Raw genomic sequence first — 17,911 nt, 5'->3', positions numbered from 1 at the left:
AAATATGAGAATATTAATCATAGGTGAAGGTGGAAGAGAATCTGCTTTGGCGGCAAAACTTCAGAATGACCCGAGAATTTCTAAAATGTTTTTTGCTAACGGAAACGCAACTACAGATGTTATAGGAAAAAATGTTCATTTATCAGAGATTAAAGAACTAAGGGATTTTGCAATCAAAGAAAAGGTAGATCTTACCATCGTAGGTCCTGAAGCTCCGCTGGTAGCGGGTTTGAGAGACGAATTCAAGAATCATGATCTTAAAGTTTTCGGTCCAAACCAGAAAGTAGCCAGCCTGGAAGGCAGTAAGGCTTTCTCTAAGAAATTTATGCAGACCTATGATATCAAGACCGCTAAAGCGATGGTATTTGATTCATATAACGATGCCAAGGCATATGTTCAGACGCAGCAGTATCCTTTAGTAGTTAAAGCCAGCGGACTGGCCGGCGGAAAAGGGGTTGTCATCTGTGATACCCAGGAAGAAGCGGAGGCGACTATCCATGATTTCATGATCAGAAGGATCTACGGAGATGCGGGAATCCGTCTGGTTATTGAAGAATATCTGGAAGGTTTTGAAGCATCCATCATTGCATTCTCAAACGGTGAAAAATTATTCCCGTGTGTAGCGGCTAAAGATTATAAAAAGGCCGGAAACGGAGATACGGGCCCGAATACCGGAGGTATGGGATGCGTGGCACCAAGCCCGGAATTTACTCAGGAACATTATGCTGATTTTGAGAAAAATATTCTTGAGCCTACCGTTAAAGGTCTGAAAGCAGAAGGCTTCGGTTTTAAAGGGATCATTTTCTTCGGATTGATGGTTACCAAAAACGGGACCTACCTGCTGGAATACAATATGAGATTCGGAGATCCTGAAACCCAGGTATTGATGGCCCTGATGGAAAACAATCTTCTTGATGTCATCCAGGATTGTATGGAAGGTAAAAATATCGAACTTACCTTTAAGGATGAAAAAGCAGTATGCCTTGTGATGTGTTCAGGAGGTTACCCGAGAAACATTGAGACCGGTTTTGAAATTGTAGGCGAAGACAAACTGAAGCACAGCAAGCTTCTGTACGCCGGTGCCATCAGAAAAGGAGACAAAGTGGTTTCCAACGGCGGAAGGGTACTGAACATTGTAGCCACAGGCGCTACCTACGATGATGCCCGCAAAAAAGTTTATGAAGATGCAAGTCATGTACATTTCGACTACGGCTTCTACAGAGAAGACATCGGAAAGTTTTAATAAAAATCATTAAAAAAGATTTGGAGCAATCCAGGTCTTTTTTTGTAAAACATTTAGAATTTAGAGGTCAGATCAAAGATCCCGGATTCCAGACTTAAAGTCTCACATCTGAAATCTGAAATCTGATGTCATTTAAAAATCAATTATAAAAAATGAACAACGGTATCATTATATTAGATTTCGGTTCCCAGTACAACCAGCTTATCGGAAGAAGAATCCGGGAGATGGGCGTATATTCCGAAATTTTACCTTTCAACACGCCATTAGAAACCATTTTGGAAAGACAGCCGAAAGGCATCATCCTGTCCGGAGGGCCAAGCTCTGTGAATGCAGAAAATGCCCACCTGGTAGAAAAAGAATTATATGAACAGGGAATTCCTGTGCTGGGGATCTGTTACGGCATGCAGCTTACCGCACATCTTATGGGCGGGAAAGTTCATAAAGGCGTAAAAGGCGAATACGGAAAGGCACACCTGGAAATTGTAAAAGAAAGCGCTTTGTTAAAAGGCGTTGCCCAGGATTCTGTGGTCTGGATGAGCCATTTCGACGAAGTAGGGGAATTGCCTGCCGGATTTGACCTGAATGCAAAATCCGGGGTTATTGCTTCCATATCCAATGAAGATAAAAAGATCTACTGCGTACAGTTCCACCCGGAAGTTTCCCATACGGAAGAAGGCGGGAAAATGCTTGAGAATTTTGTTTTTGCCATCTGTAATGCAGAGAAAAACTGGAAACTGACCAATTATATTGAAAAAACGGTTGCAGAAATCCGTGAAAAAGTTGGGGAAAACCGAGTGATCCTGGGACTTTCAGGAGGTGTTGACTCTTCCGTAGCCGCAGTACTCATCCACAAGGCAATCGGTGACCAGCTTACCTGTATTTTTGTTGATACCGGGCTGTTGAGAAAAGATGAAGATGTTAAGGTAATGCAGAATTACGGGGAGCATTTCCATATGAACATCAAGCTGGTGGATGCCAAAGAAAGGTTTTTATCAAAACTGGCCGGCGTGGATGACCCTGAAGCGAAAAGAAAGATCATCGGAAACGAGTTTGTACATGTTTTTGATGAAGAATCCCATAAAATTGAAGGCGCCAGGTTCCTGGCACAGGGAACTATTTACCCGGACGTTATCGAAAGCCAGTCGGTGAACGGGCCTTCTGCCGTAATCAAATCCCACCATAATGTCGGCGGACTGCCGGAAGAAATGGATTTTGAACTGCTGGAGCCTTTGAGGGAATTATTCAAGGATGAAGTGAGAAAAGTAGGAGAGGAGCTGGGGATCCCGCATCATCTGGTGCACAGGCATCCGTTTCCGGGCCCGGGCCTGGGAATCCGGATCTTAGGCGCTGTAGATGCCGAAAAAGTAAAAATCCTGCAGGAAGCAGATGATATTTTCATCGAAGAATTATATAAAAATGACCTGTACGAAAAAGTTTCCCAGGCTTTTGTTGTGCTTCTTCCCGTAAAATCTGTCGGCGTAATGGGTGATGAAAGAACCTATGAATACACCGCAGTGGTACGTTCTGCCAATACCATCGACTTTATGACGGCAACCTGGAGCAGGTTGCCTTACGAGTTTTTAGATACGGTTTCCAGCAGAATCATTAATGAGGTAAAAGGAATCAACCGCGTGGCCTACGATATTTCAAGCAAACCGCCGGCAACCATTGAGTGGGAATAATGGTATGTTAATGATTATACTCATAAAAGAAATGAATTATTATCCTTAGATTTGTAATTCGAAATAATTTTTTTTCATCATTTGTGTTTTTATCCTCCCTTTCTAAGGGAGGTTTTTTATTTATATCCTGGAAAGATTTATTTATTGTTTTAGGCACAAAAAGATCAGTACAATATTCAGAATAATTAATAGATAGTACAAGGCTATAAATATTTTGTGCTTATCAAAAATAAATAAGTTCAGCAGTATACCCAGCATGGTAAAGAAATACAGAACGTCTGTTCCATACCGTGCATTGAGATCTGAACCCATTAATAAATTCAGGTGATGTGAGACATTATTTCCCGATTCCGTATAAAAGAACCTCAGGATTATAATGACAAGGATGGTGACAGCGTGAATCAGGCGATATCTTTTCATTTCTGTGCTTATGTTCCGTAATAACTTTTACTCTTTGGAAATTTTCCTTAAATTTAGAAAAATTATATCAGATGCAAATTGAAACAAGGCCGCTTACCGTTCAGGATTACGATGAGCTGGTTGAAACGATGAGGCGTGCCTATCCCCAGATGTCAGAGTATGTCTGGTCTAAAAAAAGTATAGAAAAGCTTACCAAAATATTTCCCAAAGGTCAGATCTGTATTACGGTAGACGGGAAACTGGCAGCTGTGGCGCTTTCCATTATCGTAAATTATGACGAGTTCGGGGACGAGCATACCTACAGTGACATCACAGGAAATTACACCTTTAATACCCATTTGTCAACGGGGAATGTCCTGTACGGCATTGAAGTTTTTGTTGATCCTGAATTCCGTGAACTGCGTTTGGGAAGAAGGCTGTATGATGCCCGGAAAGAGCTTTGTGAATTATTAAATTTAAAATCGATTATTTTAGGCGGAAGGATCCCGAATTACCATAAACACAGCGAACTTTCGCCCAGAGAATACATCCGGAGGGTACGTGATAAGGAACTCTATGATCCCGTGCTTTCTTTTCAGCTTTCCAATAACTTTCTGCCGATCAAAGTATTGAAAGGATACCTGCCTGAAGATGAATCTTCTGGTGAAAATGCAGTACTGCTTCAGTGGAACAACATCTATTACAGCAAAAAACCGAATACCATGCAGGACAGCATTATCCGTTTGGGGCTGGTACAGTGGCAGATGAGGCATTTTAAGGACATCGATGCTTTTTATGAGCAGGTGGAGTTCTTCGTGAATGTGATGGGCGATTATAAATCAGATTTCGTGCTGTTCCCGGAACTGTTCAATACGCCTTTACTGGCACCTTTCAATAAACTTTCCGAGCGTGACAGCATGATTGAGCTGGCAAAACTGACTTCGGAAATCAGAATGAAAATTTCCGATCTGGCCATCAGCTATAATGTCAATATCATTTCCGGAAGCATGCCGGTTTTTGAAAATAATGAACTCTATAATGTCAGCTACCTCCTTCACCGGGACGGCAGGATAGATGAGTACCGTAAGATCCACATCACCCCGAACGAAAGGAAATACTATGGAATGAAAGGCGGAAACGAAATTAAAGTATTCGATACCGACTGCGGAAAAATCGGGCTTGTTATCTGTTACGATGTGGAATTCCCGGAACTTCCGAGAATCCTGGCAGACCAGGGCATGAAAATACTCTTCGTTCCTTACCTTACCGATACACAGAATGCTTACATACGGGTCCGCCACTGTGCGGCAGCAAGAGCCATTGAAAATGAATGTTATGTTGCTATTGCAGGCTGTGTGGGCAATTTGCCCGGCGTGAACAATATGGATATCCAGTTCGGGCAGGCCGCTGTTTTTACCCCGTCGGATTTTCCTTTCCCATCCAATGGTGTTAAAGGGGAAGCCACACCGAATACCGAAATGACCCTGATTGTAGACGTAGACCTGAATCTTCTGAAAGACCTTCACCACCATGGCTCTGTACAGGTGATGAAAGACCGGAGGAAAGATTTATATGATATCTATTTACGGTAAATTAAAAAAGAATGCAGTTTTGCATTCTTTTTTTGTTAAATCCATGATCTTAAAAGATATCATTGAGGGCAGATGACAGCCGGGCAGACTAATCCCGGGCATCTTGGTTTTCCGTCATCCGGACAGCATTTGTTGGAACAGTTTCTGATAATTCCGCTTCCAGCTATACTTTTCATCTGGTTTCTTGAGATTTTCTTTAAATTTTTCATAACAATTTAGTTTGATGATTAATTTTTTAAATATAATAATTTTAAGGGCACTATTCCATATAAAGAGAATTATTGTTTCAATTAAAATCTTAAAAATGATAGAGTAAGCCATTCAGGATTGTTGTATAAATTCATATGAGTTGCTCTGTCAGGCTGAAAGATAAGAACGTGTTATTGTGTACAGGATAATATTTAAAGCTGGCATGATATAGGAAAAACTTAATTTTTTGTATTTTTATACATTATGTTCGATAAACAGCAAAGAAAACTGAAAAGGTCCGCCAAGCTGATTTCCGTATTGAGTAAATATGGTTTTAAAGACCTTTTGGCCAGAATGAACAGCGGGAGCAAGCCGGTGGAAATTTCCCGGAACCCCGATGAAATTATTTCCAAAGGAACGGTGTATGAAAGAATCCGGCTGGTATTGGAAGAATTGGGGCCTACTTTTGTGAAGCTCGGGCAGACGTTCAGCAACCGGGAAGATCTGCTTCCCCCGGAACTCGTCCAGGAACTCCAGAAGCTTCAGGATAAAGTGGATACGGTAGAAATGGATGTGGAAGAAATCATGGAATCCGAATTTAGTATCACGGTTTCAGATCACTTTCTGAAGATTGAAAAAAAACCTTTGGCCACTGCTTCCATTGCCCAGGTATACAGAGCGGTTCTTGCTGACGGGACGGATGTTATCTTAAAAATCAAGAAGCCGGATGTCCAGAGTATCATAGAAGATGATTTACTGCTGATCAAAGATCTTGAAAAACTGGTTTCATCCTATTCCGAAATAGGAGAGAAGCTGAACCTGAAGCAGGCCATTTATACCTTTGAAAAATCGCTGCTGGAAGAAGTATCGCTGATCAATGAAAAGGAAAATATCCTGCAGTTCAGGAGGAATTTTAAAAACCATAAAGAAACATACGTTCCCAAGGTATATGAAGAGTTCTCCAACAATACGGTACTCTGCATGGAATTTATCGACGGGATTAAGGTGACGGATAAGGCCGGCCTTTTAGAACACAATATTGATCCGGTTACGATTTCCGAAGTTGGGCTTAGGCTTTTTATCTCACAGATTTTAGATTTCGGTTTCTTCCATGCGGATCCGCATGCCGGCAATATCCTGGTGCAGAAAGACGGCAAAGTCGTATTTATTGATTTTGGGGCGGTAGGGAAAATTCCCCCGAATGATAAGGAAGTCCTTGAAAACATGATTGTCAGCTTCGTGGCAAAAAATCCCCATAAAATTGTCCGCTATCTTAAAAAAATGGCGGTAAGCTACCAGATCCCGGATGATAAGCGGTTTGAAAATGACGTGGAGGACATCCTTAATTTTGTTCACAGTACTTCCTTGAAAGAAATTGATCCTCAATCGGTTATCAATAAAATGAAAGATGTGCTGAAAGACAACCGCCTGTATATGCCGGATTATTTTTATCTTCTTTTTAAAGGAATCGGCCTGATTGAAGGTGTCGGAAGAACCATCAATCCTGACCTGGATGTGGTGAAGAGCCTTCATCCCTACACGAAAAAAATCCTTGCCAGAAAGATCAGCCCGAAAAACATCGTAAAAACGGGAATAGACAGGATGATGAGCTTCACGGATACGATGGATGAGATCCCGAAAGAACTCCGTTCCGTCCTGCAGAAGCTGGATGAAAACAAATTTACCGTGACCAGTGAGATCAGGAATATTGAGAAGACCAACCATCTCATAAAATCAGGGATTGTCAATCTGATGCTGGCAATGATTCTCGGAGCCAATATCATTGCCACAGCTATTGTTTTTGTCTCCGGGTCCGGTCCTGAAATCGGTGAAATGTCTTTGATAGCTCTACTGGGATTTATCTTTTCATTGGTGTTGATTATTATCATTCTGCTGAGAATTACAAGGAAATAAGGGTTGGTTAAAGAGGGTTTTATTTTGATCATTCTTAAATCTTCATCCTTGACGTTTATGTTATTCCTCTGTATAACTGCAAAAAATTAATTGCCTATCTTTGCAAAATGGAAAAACTCACTTTTGCAGATTTTGACCTGCCTGTTAAAATTCTTGATGTTCTTGCGGACCTGGAATTGTTTGAGCCTACACCCATTCAGGAAAAAAGTATAGGGCCTATACTTTCCGGAAGGGATGTCATGGGAATTGCGCAGACCGGTACCGGAAAAACATTAGCCTATCTGCTGCCTGTCCTTAAAACCTGGAAATACAATAAAAACGGGAACCCTACAATTGTTGTTTTGGTTCCTACCCGGGAATTGGTGGTTCAGGTAACGGAAATTGTCGAGAAATTAACAGAAAATCTTACTGCAAGAGTAATCGGTATTTACGGAGGGAAAAACATCAATACCCAAAAGCTTTTATTCAATAACGGATGTGATATCTTAGTGGGCACGCCGGGAAGGATCATGGATCTGGCCATTGACAATGCCATTTCACTGAAAGAAGTCCAGAAGCTGATTATTGATGAATTTGACGAAATGCTTAACTTAGGTTTCAGGCCGCAGCTGACCCACATTTTTGAAATGATGAAGGACAAGCGGCAGAATATACTTTTCTCGGCTACCATGACAGATGCCGTAGATGAAATGCTGGACCAATATTTCGCGGGTCCGGTAGAAATTTCCCTGGCGAAATCCGGTACGCCGCTTGAAAAAATAGAACAGACTGCCTATAAGGTAGAAAACTTCAATACCAAGATCAACCTACTTGAACATTTGCTGAAGAGCGATCAGGACATGTCCAAAGTTTTGATCTTTACGAACAATAAAAAGAATTCAGATCTTCTGTACACGAAAATCAGTGAGCTTTTCCCTGATCAGTTTGACGTGATCCACTCCAATAAATCCCAGAACTACAGGCTGAAGGCCATGAAGAGATTTGAGAAAGAGGAAATAAGAGGCCTGATTACAACAGACGTGATGGCGAGAGGCCTTGATATTTCAGACATTACCCACGTTGTCAATTTTGAAACCCCTGAAATCCCGGAACAGTACATCCACAGGATCGGCAGAACGGGTAGGGCAGATAAAAACGGGATAGCCGTGACATTTGTAACCAAGAAGGAAGAACCTTTGATTCTTGATATCGAGCTCCTGATGGATAAAGAGCTGACGTTTATCGGTTTCCCTGAGGAAGTGAAGGTAAACCCTAAGAAAATCGCTTCTGAAGAAGAACAGGTGATTATGAAAAATCCGGTGCAGGTGAAACTGTATGACGGCGGAGGTGCTTTCCATGAGAAAAAAGACAAAAACAAGAAAGAAAACTGGGGCGGCCCTTCAAAAAGAAAAGAGCCGAAAAAATTCGGGGCGAACAGGGCGCAGCAAAAAGCGATCTCCAAGTCTAAAAAGAAGAAATAAACAGTATGTTAATTTATTATACAGAATAAAAAACTCCCGATTCAAATCGGGAGTTTTTACTTTAATTATAAAGAAAGCTGTGGTTCAATTGTGAAACGCAGCTTTATAATATTAATGTAAGTTCTTTATTCTTTATATAATTACATTCAAAAGATACACTGTGTATGTTTTATTTCATATAAGGAAGCATGACCGAAGTCCAGAGCTGGTATCCTTCCGGTGTCATATGAAGCATATCTTCCACGAAAAGATCGTTCCGTACCTTGCCGTTAGCATCCTGCATAACTTCAGTGATGTCAATATATTCTGCGTTAGGTTCCTTTTTCATGAAAGCGGCAATTTTTTGATTCGCTTCTTTCATCTGCGGCCAGAGCTTTTCGCGGCTCGGAGAATATTTGATGGAAATATAATCTACCTCAACCTTCGGAAACCTGGATCTGATTTTTTTATAAAATGTTTTAAAACGGTCAACCACCGTTTGTGCTTTGAGTTGATCATTGTCGGCAAAATCATTTTCCCCGCAATACACAATGATCTGTTTGGGCTGGTAAGGGTTTAATAGATCATCAGCATAATCATTGAGATCAGTCAGCCTGGAACCGCCGAAACCTCTGTTGATAATGGTTTTACCGGGAAAGTACCGGTCAACATCCGTCCATTTGGTAAAAGATGAGCTTCCGACTAACAGAATGGCATCTTTCGGCGGTGCGGCTTGCTGATCCGTTTTTTTAAAGTTCTGGATGTCCTGCCAGAACATCGGTTTTTTTTCCTGTGAAAAGAAAAGGGCGAAAGTAAGCAATAAAAATGCGGTTAAAGTCTTCTTCATTTTTTAATAATTTTTTATGTTCTATTAAAATTCTTTTTCATAAAAAACTCCCGCAAATCCGGGAGTCTGTCTTATTTTATTTATCTTATCTCTTATACGAGATATACGTTACGTCTATAATCTGGTCTCCGTCTTCATCAACATTTCCGAACATCTGTTTCAGTTTCATTTCAGAGCTTGTAAGCACAACCACCTGATATTTTCTGGAGCTGTCATTGTCATATTTAATAACCAGTTCCTTGGTGTCGGCATTGTACTCGTAAGTGCCTTCTGACTTAGCGCTTAACTGGCAGTCCGTACCTACTCCTGCATAAGCGGAGTATGCTGCATAATAATCCGTTCTGTACTCCGTAATATTTTTCGCAGAGCAGCCTACAGGAACTACAGTGTCAATTACCGTTTTATCGTCTTTTCCGGAAATAAGTTCTGTCTTGCTGGTTTTCCACTCACCTTTCATCATATCCATTTCATAACCCTTGATATCGTCATCTTCGCAGGAAGTAAGCGCCAATGCTGAAAAGGCAAATAAAAGTAACTGTTTTTTCATTTCACAAATTTTAGAATATGCTAAAATATAAATAAATTTGAAATATCAGTAATGAAATTCCGCTTTTTTAAACCAACGGTTACAGAAAAGACAAATTTATAAAGGTAAGAGGAAAGAGAAAGCAGGCGTTTAAAAATTTTATCACTGTTTTAAATTTCAGTTTCTAATTTATTAAGACTCTGAAGCGCTTGATGAATAAATATTTCCAATAACCTGTTTTACAGTTTCCGGCTTTATTAATAGCTCATTTCCACAATCCGGCGTGCATCCTGCGGAGTCAGTGCCTTGTGTTCGCCAAGGCCCACCCAGTTTCTTTCCGTAAATGCTTTTTCCACCCTTTCGGCAGTGCCTTTATAATCTTCTGTATATTCTGAAAGCTTCGTCTGAATATGAAGGCTGTGGAAAAATTCTTCCAGTTTTTTAATTCCGAGTTCCGCTTTTTCTTCCACAGACCCACCTTTGATTCCCCAAACCCTTTCTGCATACTGTGCAAGCTTCTCTTTCTTGGATTCAAAGTTGTAACGGTAATGCGACGGAGCGATAACGGCCAGCGTCCTTGCATGGTCAATTCCGAAATAGGCGGTCAGCTCGTGTCCCATAGCATGCACTGCCCAGTCGGTAATCACGCCTTTCTGGATCAGTCCGTTCAGGGCCATCGTACAGCACCACATAAAGTTTCCGGCTGCATCATAATCGAAATCGCCGCCCAGCACTTTCGGAGCCGTTTCCTGAATGCTGATCAGGATACTTTCGGCAATTCTCTCCTGAAGGTCTGCCGAAGAAGTGGTGGTCATATATTGTTCCAAAACGTGGGTATAGGCATCGGTCAATCCGTTTACGATCTGTCGCTCAGGAATACTTCTTACCACTTCCGGGTCCAGTACTGAAAACTGAGGGAAAAGTCCCGGGCCTCCCGAAGACAGCTTCTCATTCGTTTCCCTTCTCGAAATCACATAGCCCGAATTCATTTCAGAACCCGTTGCCGGTAACGTAAGGATGCTTCCGAAAGGCAGTCCTTCGCCTTCAAAAGTCCGCACGGGTTTCTTTAAAATTTCCCAGGGCTCGCCGTCATAGTTGGCTGCTGCAGACAGGAACTTCGTACCGTCAATAACCGAACCGCCGCCTACTGCCAGAAGGAAGGTGATGTTTTTTTCTTTGATAAAATCCAGCGCAGAGATCAGGACTTCGTATTCAGGATTTGCAGGTATGCCTCCGAATTCATAAAACTCATGGTCTGCAAGGGCTTCTCTTACCTGGTCGTATACACCGTTGTTTTTGATGCTGCCACCGCCGTAAATCAGCAGTATTCGGGCGTCTTCAGGAATTTCCTTTGAAATTTTAGCGATTTCCCCTTTCCCGAAAAGTATTTTTGTTGGATTCTTAAACTCAAAATTAAGCATTGTTCTGATTTATTTAATCCAAATGTACGGAATAGAGCCTGAATACAACGTTAAAGAAGTTTTAAAATCCCAATGACCGGTTTTTATAAAAACGATCAAATAATTGGATAATTAATAAAAATCAAAATGTAATTGAAAAATAAAAATATCAATAAGAACAGCTTCTGTTATCCCACAGCAGTAAACCTTTCTTAATGAATATTTTACATGAGTCAGTAAAATTGCATTTCAGATCTTAACCCGTTATACATTCTTTGCTTTTGAAATAAATTCCGTTGCTTTTAGAGTCCGTTTTCCCGGTTTTCCTGTTGATTCTGATCAGGAAAGATTCTTTGGTCAGCGGACAGGTTTTTGTTTTTGAAAGGTACAGCGAAATATATTGGTCATCTGTTTTATACGAGCTGCCCAGCCCGTTGTCTGCATCAACACTGAAACCATAGGTATTCGCAATCAGAACAGCTTCCGGCAGATTATCCACGGATCCTATGAAATCCCTTAACTGCTGTTCGGTCAAGAAATACACGGAACGTCCGTTTTCACAGGCCATAAGGTAAGAGAAGCAGTCTTTGCCCAGGCATTTCTGAAAAAAGCCTTTCTCCGGTACCGGATCATTAAGGGTCATGTAGGGCGGCATCTGGCTTTCATAGACTACCGCTAAATCCGGATCCGGATTATTCCGGAATACAGACCAGTACTGGTATTTGCTGTCCGGCATGATAAAAGGGTAGAGCAGTTCAGGGTTGTCAAGGATTTCCGGAATCTTTTTAAAGTCCCGGTAAACGGTATTTTGGCAAAACAGTAACCCGGATACCAGAAACAATACGGTTGAAATAATTTTCATAGGTTTGATGATGATGATGATGATGATAATGATGATCCTGAGTTTTATTGCAGGATAATTTTGTAATAGCCGTGTTCGTCTTTTACATCAATGCCTACCCCGGTAAACGTTAATTTATTAATCTGGTATCCGTCACAGCCTCCTTTAAATTCGGATGACTGGATTGAAAAATTAAAAACTCTGACCGCGGAATAAAATGTATAGTTTTTTGTCCCGTTGTAAGCCCCTACATTCTCTAAAATCACCTTGCCGTCAGAAGTTTTGGTAAGCGGTATACCCACCTGGTTTTCGTCGCTCACCGAAAACGGATCCAGGGTTCCGTTAGTAATCAGATTTTCGCCCTGATCATCAACGAATTCAAAAACAATCGGCTGAGGAGCGTTATAACAGTCGTCACCACAGGCTGTCAGAATTAAGGTCAGTAAAAAGAATATAAATATTTTTTTCATGAGAAAAGGATTAGGCAAATGAAACGTAAAGTAAAGTTAATCATTAGGTGCTGGTATTCAAAATTATAATAAAAAGAATATACTGTTATCAATATACATCGACATCGAGATATCGTTTTATTCCGCGATCTTACCTAATCTGTTTCTGTGTTTTATAAAGAGTATACAGCTGATGTTCATTGAAAGCAACAATTTTATAATCTACAGTTTCATCTTTTATATAAATAGAATCTTTGTTTTAATATGGAAATTAAATTTGACCATGCCGGTTAAAAAGTTGTCAAAACTAATCAATAATCATAAAAAAATACATTTTTATTTTTAAATTAGTTAACAGGATACCATTTGAATTCAAATCAAAATCCCCTACATTTGTTATATGAGACACGACCGACGCGCAGAAAAATTCAGGCAGATCGTGGAAAATAAATTCCAGATCTACAATTCTTTGTTTATGAGCCTGCCTTATGATAAAATGACCAACATCGGGATGCTGCTCCCGTTTCTTTGCGAAGAAAGCAAAGCAGGTTACGAAGCAGGAAAAACCCCTGAAGAAATCGTAGAAGAATTTTTTAAAAACCATACCAGCCTCCAGACGGAAGAACAGAAGCTTGAGCTGCTTTTTAAGATCATCCAGTATATCGAAAGGCAGGTAGTCCTTTTTGACAGTATTGAAGATGCAGCCTTTCCAGGTCTGCATTCCGAGAGCGATAAAGGAACGGTAACCCATTTATATGAACGCTCGCTGCAGGACCATAAGCTTGAAAAAGTACGTGAGAAACTGAAGGATTTTGCCGTTAAAATTGTTTTCACGGCGCATCCCACGCAGTTTTACCCCAATTCCGTACAGAGAATCCTGCATGATCTCAGGAATGCCATTACCAGAGATTCGGTAACTGATATTGATATGCTTCTCCAGCAATTAGGGAAAACCCCGTTCGTCAATAAAGAAAAGCCGACGCCTATTGATGAAGCCATGAGCATCATCTATTATCTGAGGTATGTGTATTACGATACCATCGGGGAGCTTTTTACCAAGATCAAATCAACTTTCGGCAATGATCATTTCCATTTGCATGAAGACGTAATCCAGCTGGGGTTCTGGCCGGGAGGTGATCGAGACGGAAACCCCTTCGTTACCGCGGATGTTACCAAAAGAGTAGCACAAGAACTGCATTCCGCAATTTTAAAAGCCTATTACAACAACCTCAAATCCGTGCGGAGAAGGCTCAGTTTCAGAGGTGTTTCCGAAGTTTTAGGGAAATTAAGCAATGAACTGTATGCAGCCATTTTCAGGAATGAAAAAATTACGGCGGAAGATATCATCAGAAGGATTGACGAAGCAGAGAAGATCGTTGTGGAAGATCACAATTCATTGTTTGTAGATCTGCTGACTGATTTCAGGGACCGTGTAAAGATTTTCGGGACCCATTTTGCGACATTGGATGTCCGGCAGGACAGCAGAGTTCACCAGGCCGTTATTGATGAAGTTTTTGCCAAAACATCCGGGAATACAGAAGCCGGCTATGAAGAAAAGTTCAATCACCTGATTCAGATGTCTGAAACGGTTGATCCGGAAGACTTTGAAGATATTGTTAAAGATACTTTGCTTACGGTTACGCAGATCGCGCAAATCCAGCAAATGAACGGCACAAGGGGAATGAACAGGTACATTATTTCCAATTCCGATGCCGTGAAAGACGTTATGAATGTCTATGCATTCTTCAGGATATGCGGGTATAAAGATGAAGAGATCAATATGGATATTGTTCCGCTTTTTGAAACCATGGAAGGCCTGGCCAATGCAGAAAATGTAATGAGCGAGCTGTACCGGAACCCGGTGTACCAGAAACACCTGGAAGGAAGGGGGAACCAGCAGACCATTATGCTGGGCTTTTCAGACGGAACCAAAGACGGCGGATACCTGAAGGCCAACTGGGAGATTTACAAAGCCAAAGAACTTCTTACCGCGCTTTCTGAACAGAACGGGGTTAAAGTGGTGTTCTTTGACGGAAGAGGCGGGCCGCCGGCGAGAGGAGGCGGAAAAACCCATGACTTTTATGCTTCGCAGGGAAGCACCATTGCCAATAATAAGATTGAATTGACGATTCAGGGACAGACCATTACCAGTATCTTCGGGAACAAGGAACAGGCGAAATACAACTTTGAGCAGCTTCTGACGGCCGGTGTGGAAAATGATGTCTTTAAAAATGCCAAAAAAGATTTAACGGAACAAGAACGGACCCTGATGATAGAATTGTCCGATATCAGCTATCAGAAATATTCGGATCTTAAAGCGCATCCTATGTTTGTGCCCTATCTTCAGGAAATGAGCACGCTGGAATATTACGGAAGGACCAATATCGGAAGCCGCCCGTCAAAAAGAGGCAGCGGAAACGAGCTTAAATTCGAAGACCTGAGAGCCATCCCGTTTGTAGGATCCTGGGCACAGCTGAAACAGAATGTTCCCGGGTTTTTCGGTTTCGGGTTTGCCATGCAGCAGGTTAAGGAACAGGGAAGGTTTGATGAGGTGAGGGAATTATACAAAGGCTCAGACTTTTTCAGAACGCTGGTGCTCAACTCCATGATGAGTATGAATAAAACGTATTTCCCGCTGACCTATTATATTAAAAACAACCCTAAATTCGGCCCGTTCTGGACGGTCTTGTTTGATGAATACCGGCTTTCCAAGGAAATCATGCTGGAACTGACCGGTTTTGCCATGCTTCAGGAAGAAGATGCCTTATCAAGGAAATCCGTGAAAATCCGTGAGAAGATCGTACTGCCGTTGCTGAGTATCCAGCAGTATGCCCTGATGAAAATCCAGAAAGGTGAAGGAAACAGGGAAGCTTATGAGAAACTGGTGATGCGCTCGCTGTTCGGGAATATTAATGCAAGCAGGAATTCAGCTTAAAATTTAAATATGAGGATACCTGTTTTAATAATTGCCCTGATGTTTTCAGCAGGCTGTAAAGAATCAAAAAAAGATAAGCTGCCGCCTGCTGCCGGAAATGAAGCACAGTCTCTTGAAAAAGCAGTAAAAGACCATATAAAAGTTGAGGAAAAGAAAAAACCGGCGGATTTCCTGCCGGAAGGGTTTGTGCTGTTCGATGAAATTCAGGGAGACCTGAATAATGACGGAATGAATGATGATATCCTGATCATCAAAGGAACGGAAAAAGATAAAGTGGTTATGGATAAATACCGGGGAACACTGGACCGGAACCGCCGCGGCATTATTGTGCTGTTTAAAACCAAAAACGACAGTTACCAGCTGATCACAGAGAATAAGACCTGTTTTTCTTCAGAAAATGAAGACGGCGGGATTTATTTTGCCCCGGAACTCGACGTATCGGTAGAGAAGAATAAATTATATATCCATTACGGACACGGAAGGTACGGTTACTGGACTTATACTTTCCAGTACAGGAATTCTGATTTCCAACTGATAGGTTATGATTCCAGCGATAATTTCGGTCCGGTGATCAACAGCGAAACGAGTATCAATTTCCTGACCGGCAAAAAACAGTTCAAAGAGAATACAAATAAGGATGCGGACAGCGGAGAAGAGGTTTTTAAAGAAACCTGGACAAAGATTAAGGCTCAGAAACCTGTTGTGTTATCTGAAATTAAGGACTTCGATGAACTTGACCTGACGTAAACAAAATAAACAAAGCCTCTCATGTACGAGAGGCTTTGTTTATTTTATTCCTTTATTATTTTTTCATAAAAGATTTTATCTTTAGTCAGGATCTTAAGGTAATACACGCCTTTGGGAAAATCCCCAACCTTTACCGATTTCTGATGATCAATTTTCATAACCAGCCTTCCCAGGTTGTCATACAGTTCCACTGACAGTACTTCTTTTTCCGTTGCAATATTCAGGATGTCCTTAACAGGATTGGGGAAAATGCTCAGCTGCTTAACCTGAACCGTTTCCGAAGTATTAAGTACGGTATTGTAGAAACTTCCGAAATTCAGGATCCCGTAACCCATCTGATTGGTGTGGTTCGGATACAGGGAGGCGGTTTGTCTCAGCCGGTCTCTCATAGCATCTCTGTTCATGGTGGAAAATGCCTGGAGCAGGCAGGCGACCCCTCCGGTGGCAATCGGCGTGGCAATTGAAGTGCCGTTCACCTGGACGGTCGAACTGTTATTAACGGAAGTTGCATTGGATCCTCTTGTACTGGCATCAGGCTTTATAACACCTGAAGCATTGGGGCCATAAGATGAAAAATCTGAAGAAGCGCCCGCCGCATCTACGGACCCGATGGTAAATACTTTTGCATTATCTGCCGGGGTTAAAATATAATGCCAGGGCTGCGCACCTGAATTTCCGGCGGCAAATAAGGTGAAGATCCCTTTACTGACGGCAATTTCAGCACCTCTTGCGATAAAGGAGGTGGTTCCGTTCAGGTTTGCATAGGTATAATTATATTTCGGATCGTCAAAAGTGGCATAGCCCAGAGAAGTGGTGATGAGGTCAACACCTTTCCGGTCTGCTTCTTCGGCAGCTTCAATCCAGTATAATTCTTCTTCGGGAATTTCCACTGCAGCATTTTCACTTCGGTACAGGTAAAAATCAGCATCCGGCGCGGCTCCGACGAATGTACCCTGAATGTATCCTCCGATAGCACCTAAAACCACAGAGCCATGGTTGCTGATCGAAGTGTTGTAAATATCGGTCCCTTTGGTCACAAAATCATAGCCGCCTTTGATGTGCCCGTTGGTCCATAATCTTGAAAAGGCAGAACCGGTATCAACATAAGGAAATCCGGCATCAATCACAGCAACGGTTACGCCTGTTCCCGTATAGCCTGCAAGATGGAGCGGGCGGATATTGACCTGGTCGATCTGTCCGGAACCGGAACCGTAATCGAATGTCGTTAAGGTTTTATTGGCAGAACCAGAACCGTCAGCAACGGTTTCCCATTTATTGACATTTTTATATTTGGGGATGCCGGACGTATTTTTGGCAAAGCTTTCCACCGACTGCACATACGCCTGAGCCTGAAGGGTAGCTATCTGGGCAGGCGTTGCATTTACGGCCACACCGTTCAGCCATTTTGAATAATCCGTAACCGTAAAACCCAGAGTCTGGACATTCTGAATATACGACTGTTCAATCGGCGCGTCCTGGTCATTGAGGGCTATGCCCAATGCCGTTCTCCGGCTGAGGGATTTCTGAGAGAGTTCAGACAGGGGATCGGCGTAAAAAACAGCCTTGTTCGGCTTGTCTTTGAAAAACACAAAAACCAGCGAGGTCTGTGCGAAACCGGCAGAGTAACCTGCTAAAAGACAAAAAAGTAAAGTTTTTTTCATATCTTTATTTTGTATAAAGATAAAACAAAATCAATAAAATTTTTGAT

14 protein-coding genes are annotated in these 17,911 nt (G+C 41.8%); 7 read left to right on the top strand and 7 right to left on the bottom strand.

Annotation, left to right across the window (positions count from 1 at the left end; translation table 11 throughout):
• Nucleotides 1-4 precede the first annotated feature (4 nt).
• From purD to SD427_RS12000, 3 genes are all read left to right on the top strand, one after another.
• Nucleotides 5-1,243, top strand: coding sequence for a phosphoribosylamine--glycine ligase (purD, locus tag SD427_RS12010; protein ID WP_320558039.1), 1,239 nt, complete (start codon nt 5-7; stop codon nt 1,241-1,243).
• 152 nt (nt 1,244-1,395) lie between these two features.
• On the top strand, nt 1,396-2,925 hold the full coding sequence (gene guaA, locus SD427_RS12005; protein ID WP_320558038.1) for a glutamine-hydrolyzing GMP synthase: 1,530 nt from the start codon (nt 1,396-1,398) through the stop codon (nt 2,923-2,925).
• A 491-nt stretch (nt 2,926-3,416) separates the two neighbouring features.
• A complete protein-coding gene (locus SD427_RS12000) occupies nt 3,417-4,916 on the top strand; it encodes a carbon-nitrogen hydrolase family protein (protein WP_320558037.1) in 1,500 nt (499 codons plus the stop codon).
• A 59-nt stretch (nt 4,917-4,975) separates the two neighbouring features.
• Here the strand turns inward: SD427_RS12000 and SD427_RS11995 are convergent, their stop codons facing one another.
• Nucleotides 4,976-5,125: a bacteriocin-like protein gene (locus SD427_RS11995; RefSeq protein WP_320558036.1), complete on the bottom strand. Its 150-nt coding sequence runs from the start codon at nt 5,123-5,125 to the stop codon at nt 4,976-4,978.
• A gap of 244 nt (nt 5,126-5,369) precedes the next feature.
• Between SD427_RS11995 and SD427_RS11990 the strand changes: the two genes are divergently transcribed.
• Both SD427_RS11990 and SD427_RS11985 read left to right on the top strand, forming a co-directional pair.
• Nucleotides 5,370-7,019, top strand: coding sequence for an ABC1 kinase family protein (locus SD427_RS11990; RefSeq protein ID WP_320558035.1), 1,650 nt, complete (start codon nt 5,370-5,372; stop codon nt 7,017-7,019).
• 107 nt (nt 7,020-7,126) lie between these two features.
• Nucleotides 7,127-8,479 (top strand): DEAD/DEAH box helicase, encoded by a 1,353-nt coding sequence (locus SD427_RS11985; protein ID WP_320558034.1) that lies wholly within the window; start codon nt 7,127-7,129, stop codon nt 8,477-8,479.
• A 169-nt stretch (nt 8,480-8,648) separates the two neighbouring features.
• Here the strand turns inward: SD427_RS11985 and SD427_RS11980 are convergent, their stop codons facing one another.
• The 5 genes from SD427_RS11980 to SD427_RS11960 form a co-directional block, all read right to left on the bottom strand.
• Nucleotides 8,649-9,305, bottom strand: a complete 657-nt coding sequence (locus tag SD427_RS11980) for a GDSL-type esterase/lipase family protein (protein ID WP_320558033.1) — start codon at nt 9,303-9,305, stop codon at nt 8,649-8,651.
• A gap of 85 nt (nt 9,306-9,390) precedes the next feature.
• Nucleotides 9,391-9,852 carry a lipocalin family protein gene (locus tag SD427_RS11975; RefSeq protein ID WP_320558032.1) on the bottom strand — a complete coding sequence of 154 codons (462 nt, stop codon included), beginning with the start codon at nt 9,850-9,852 and terminating at the stop codon, nt 9,391-9,393.
• Nucleotides 9,853-10,088: 236 nt separating this feature from the next.
• Nucleotides 10,089-11,252, bottom strand: a complete 1,164-nt coding sequence (locus SD427_RS11970) for an iron-containing alcohol dehydrogenase (protein ID WP_320558031.1) — start codon at nt 11,250-11,252, stop codon at nt 10,089-10,091.
• Between the two features lie 235 nt (nt 11,253-11,487).
• Nucleotides 11,488-12,093, bottom strand: coding sequence for a hypothetical protein (locus SD427_RS11965; RefSeq protein WP_320558030.1), 606 nt, complete (start codon nt 12,091-12,093; stop codon nt 11,488-11,490).
• A 44-nt stretch (nt 12,094-12,137) separates the two neighbouring features.
• Nucleotides 12,138-12,542 (bottom strand): membrane lipoprotein lipid attachment site-containing protein, encoded by a 405-nt coding sequence (locus SD427_RS11960; protein WP_320558029.1) that lies wholly within the window; start codon nt 12,540-12,542, stop codon nt 12,138-12,140.
• A 379-nt stretch (nt 12,543-12,921) separates the two neighbouring features.
• Here SD427_RS11960 and SD427_RS11955 point away from each other — a divergent pair, with 379 nt between their 5' ends.
• Nucleotides 12,922-15,456 (top strand): phosphoenolpyruvate carboxylase, encoded by a 2,535-nt coding sequence (locus tag SD427_RS11955; protein ID WP_320558028.1) that lies wholly within the window; start codon nt 12,922-12,924, stop codon nt 15,454-15,456.
• 9 nt (nt 15,457-15,465) lie between these two features.
• A complete protein-coding gene (locus SD427_RS11950; RefSeq protein WP_320558027.1) occupies nt 15,466-16,203 on the top strand; it encodes a hypothetical protein in 738 nt (245 codons plus the stop codon).
• A 44-nt stretch (nt 16,204-16,247) separates the two neighbouring features.
• Here SD427_RS11950 and SD427_RS11945 read toward each other — a convergent pair whose 3' ends face one another.
• A complete protein-coding gene (locus SD427_RS11945; protein WP_320558026.1) occupies nt 16,248-17,864 on the bottom strand; it encodes a S8/S53 family peptidase in 1,617 nt (538 codons plus the stop codon).
• Nucleotides 17,865-17,911: the final 47 nt, after the last annotated feature.

It is taken from the genome of Chryseobacterium sp. JJR-5R, from assembly GCF_034047335.1.
GTDB lineage: Bacteria > Bacteroidota > Bacteroidia > Flavobacteriales > Weeksellaceae > Chryseobacterium.
Note: the sequence above shows the minus strand (reverse complement) of the source record. Positions and strands in the feature narration are given on the sequence as shown.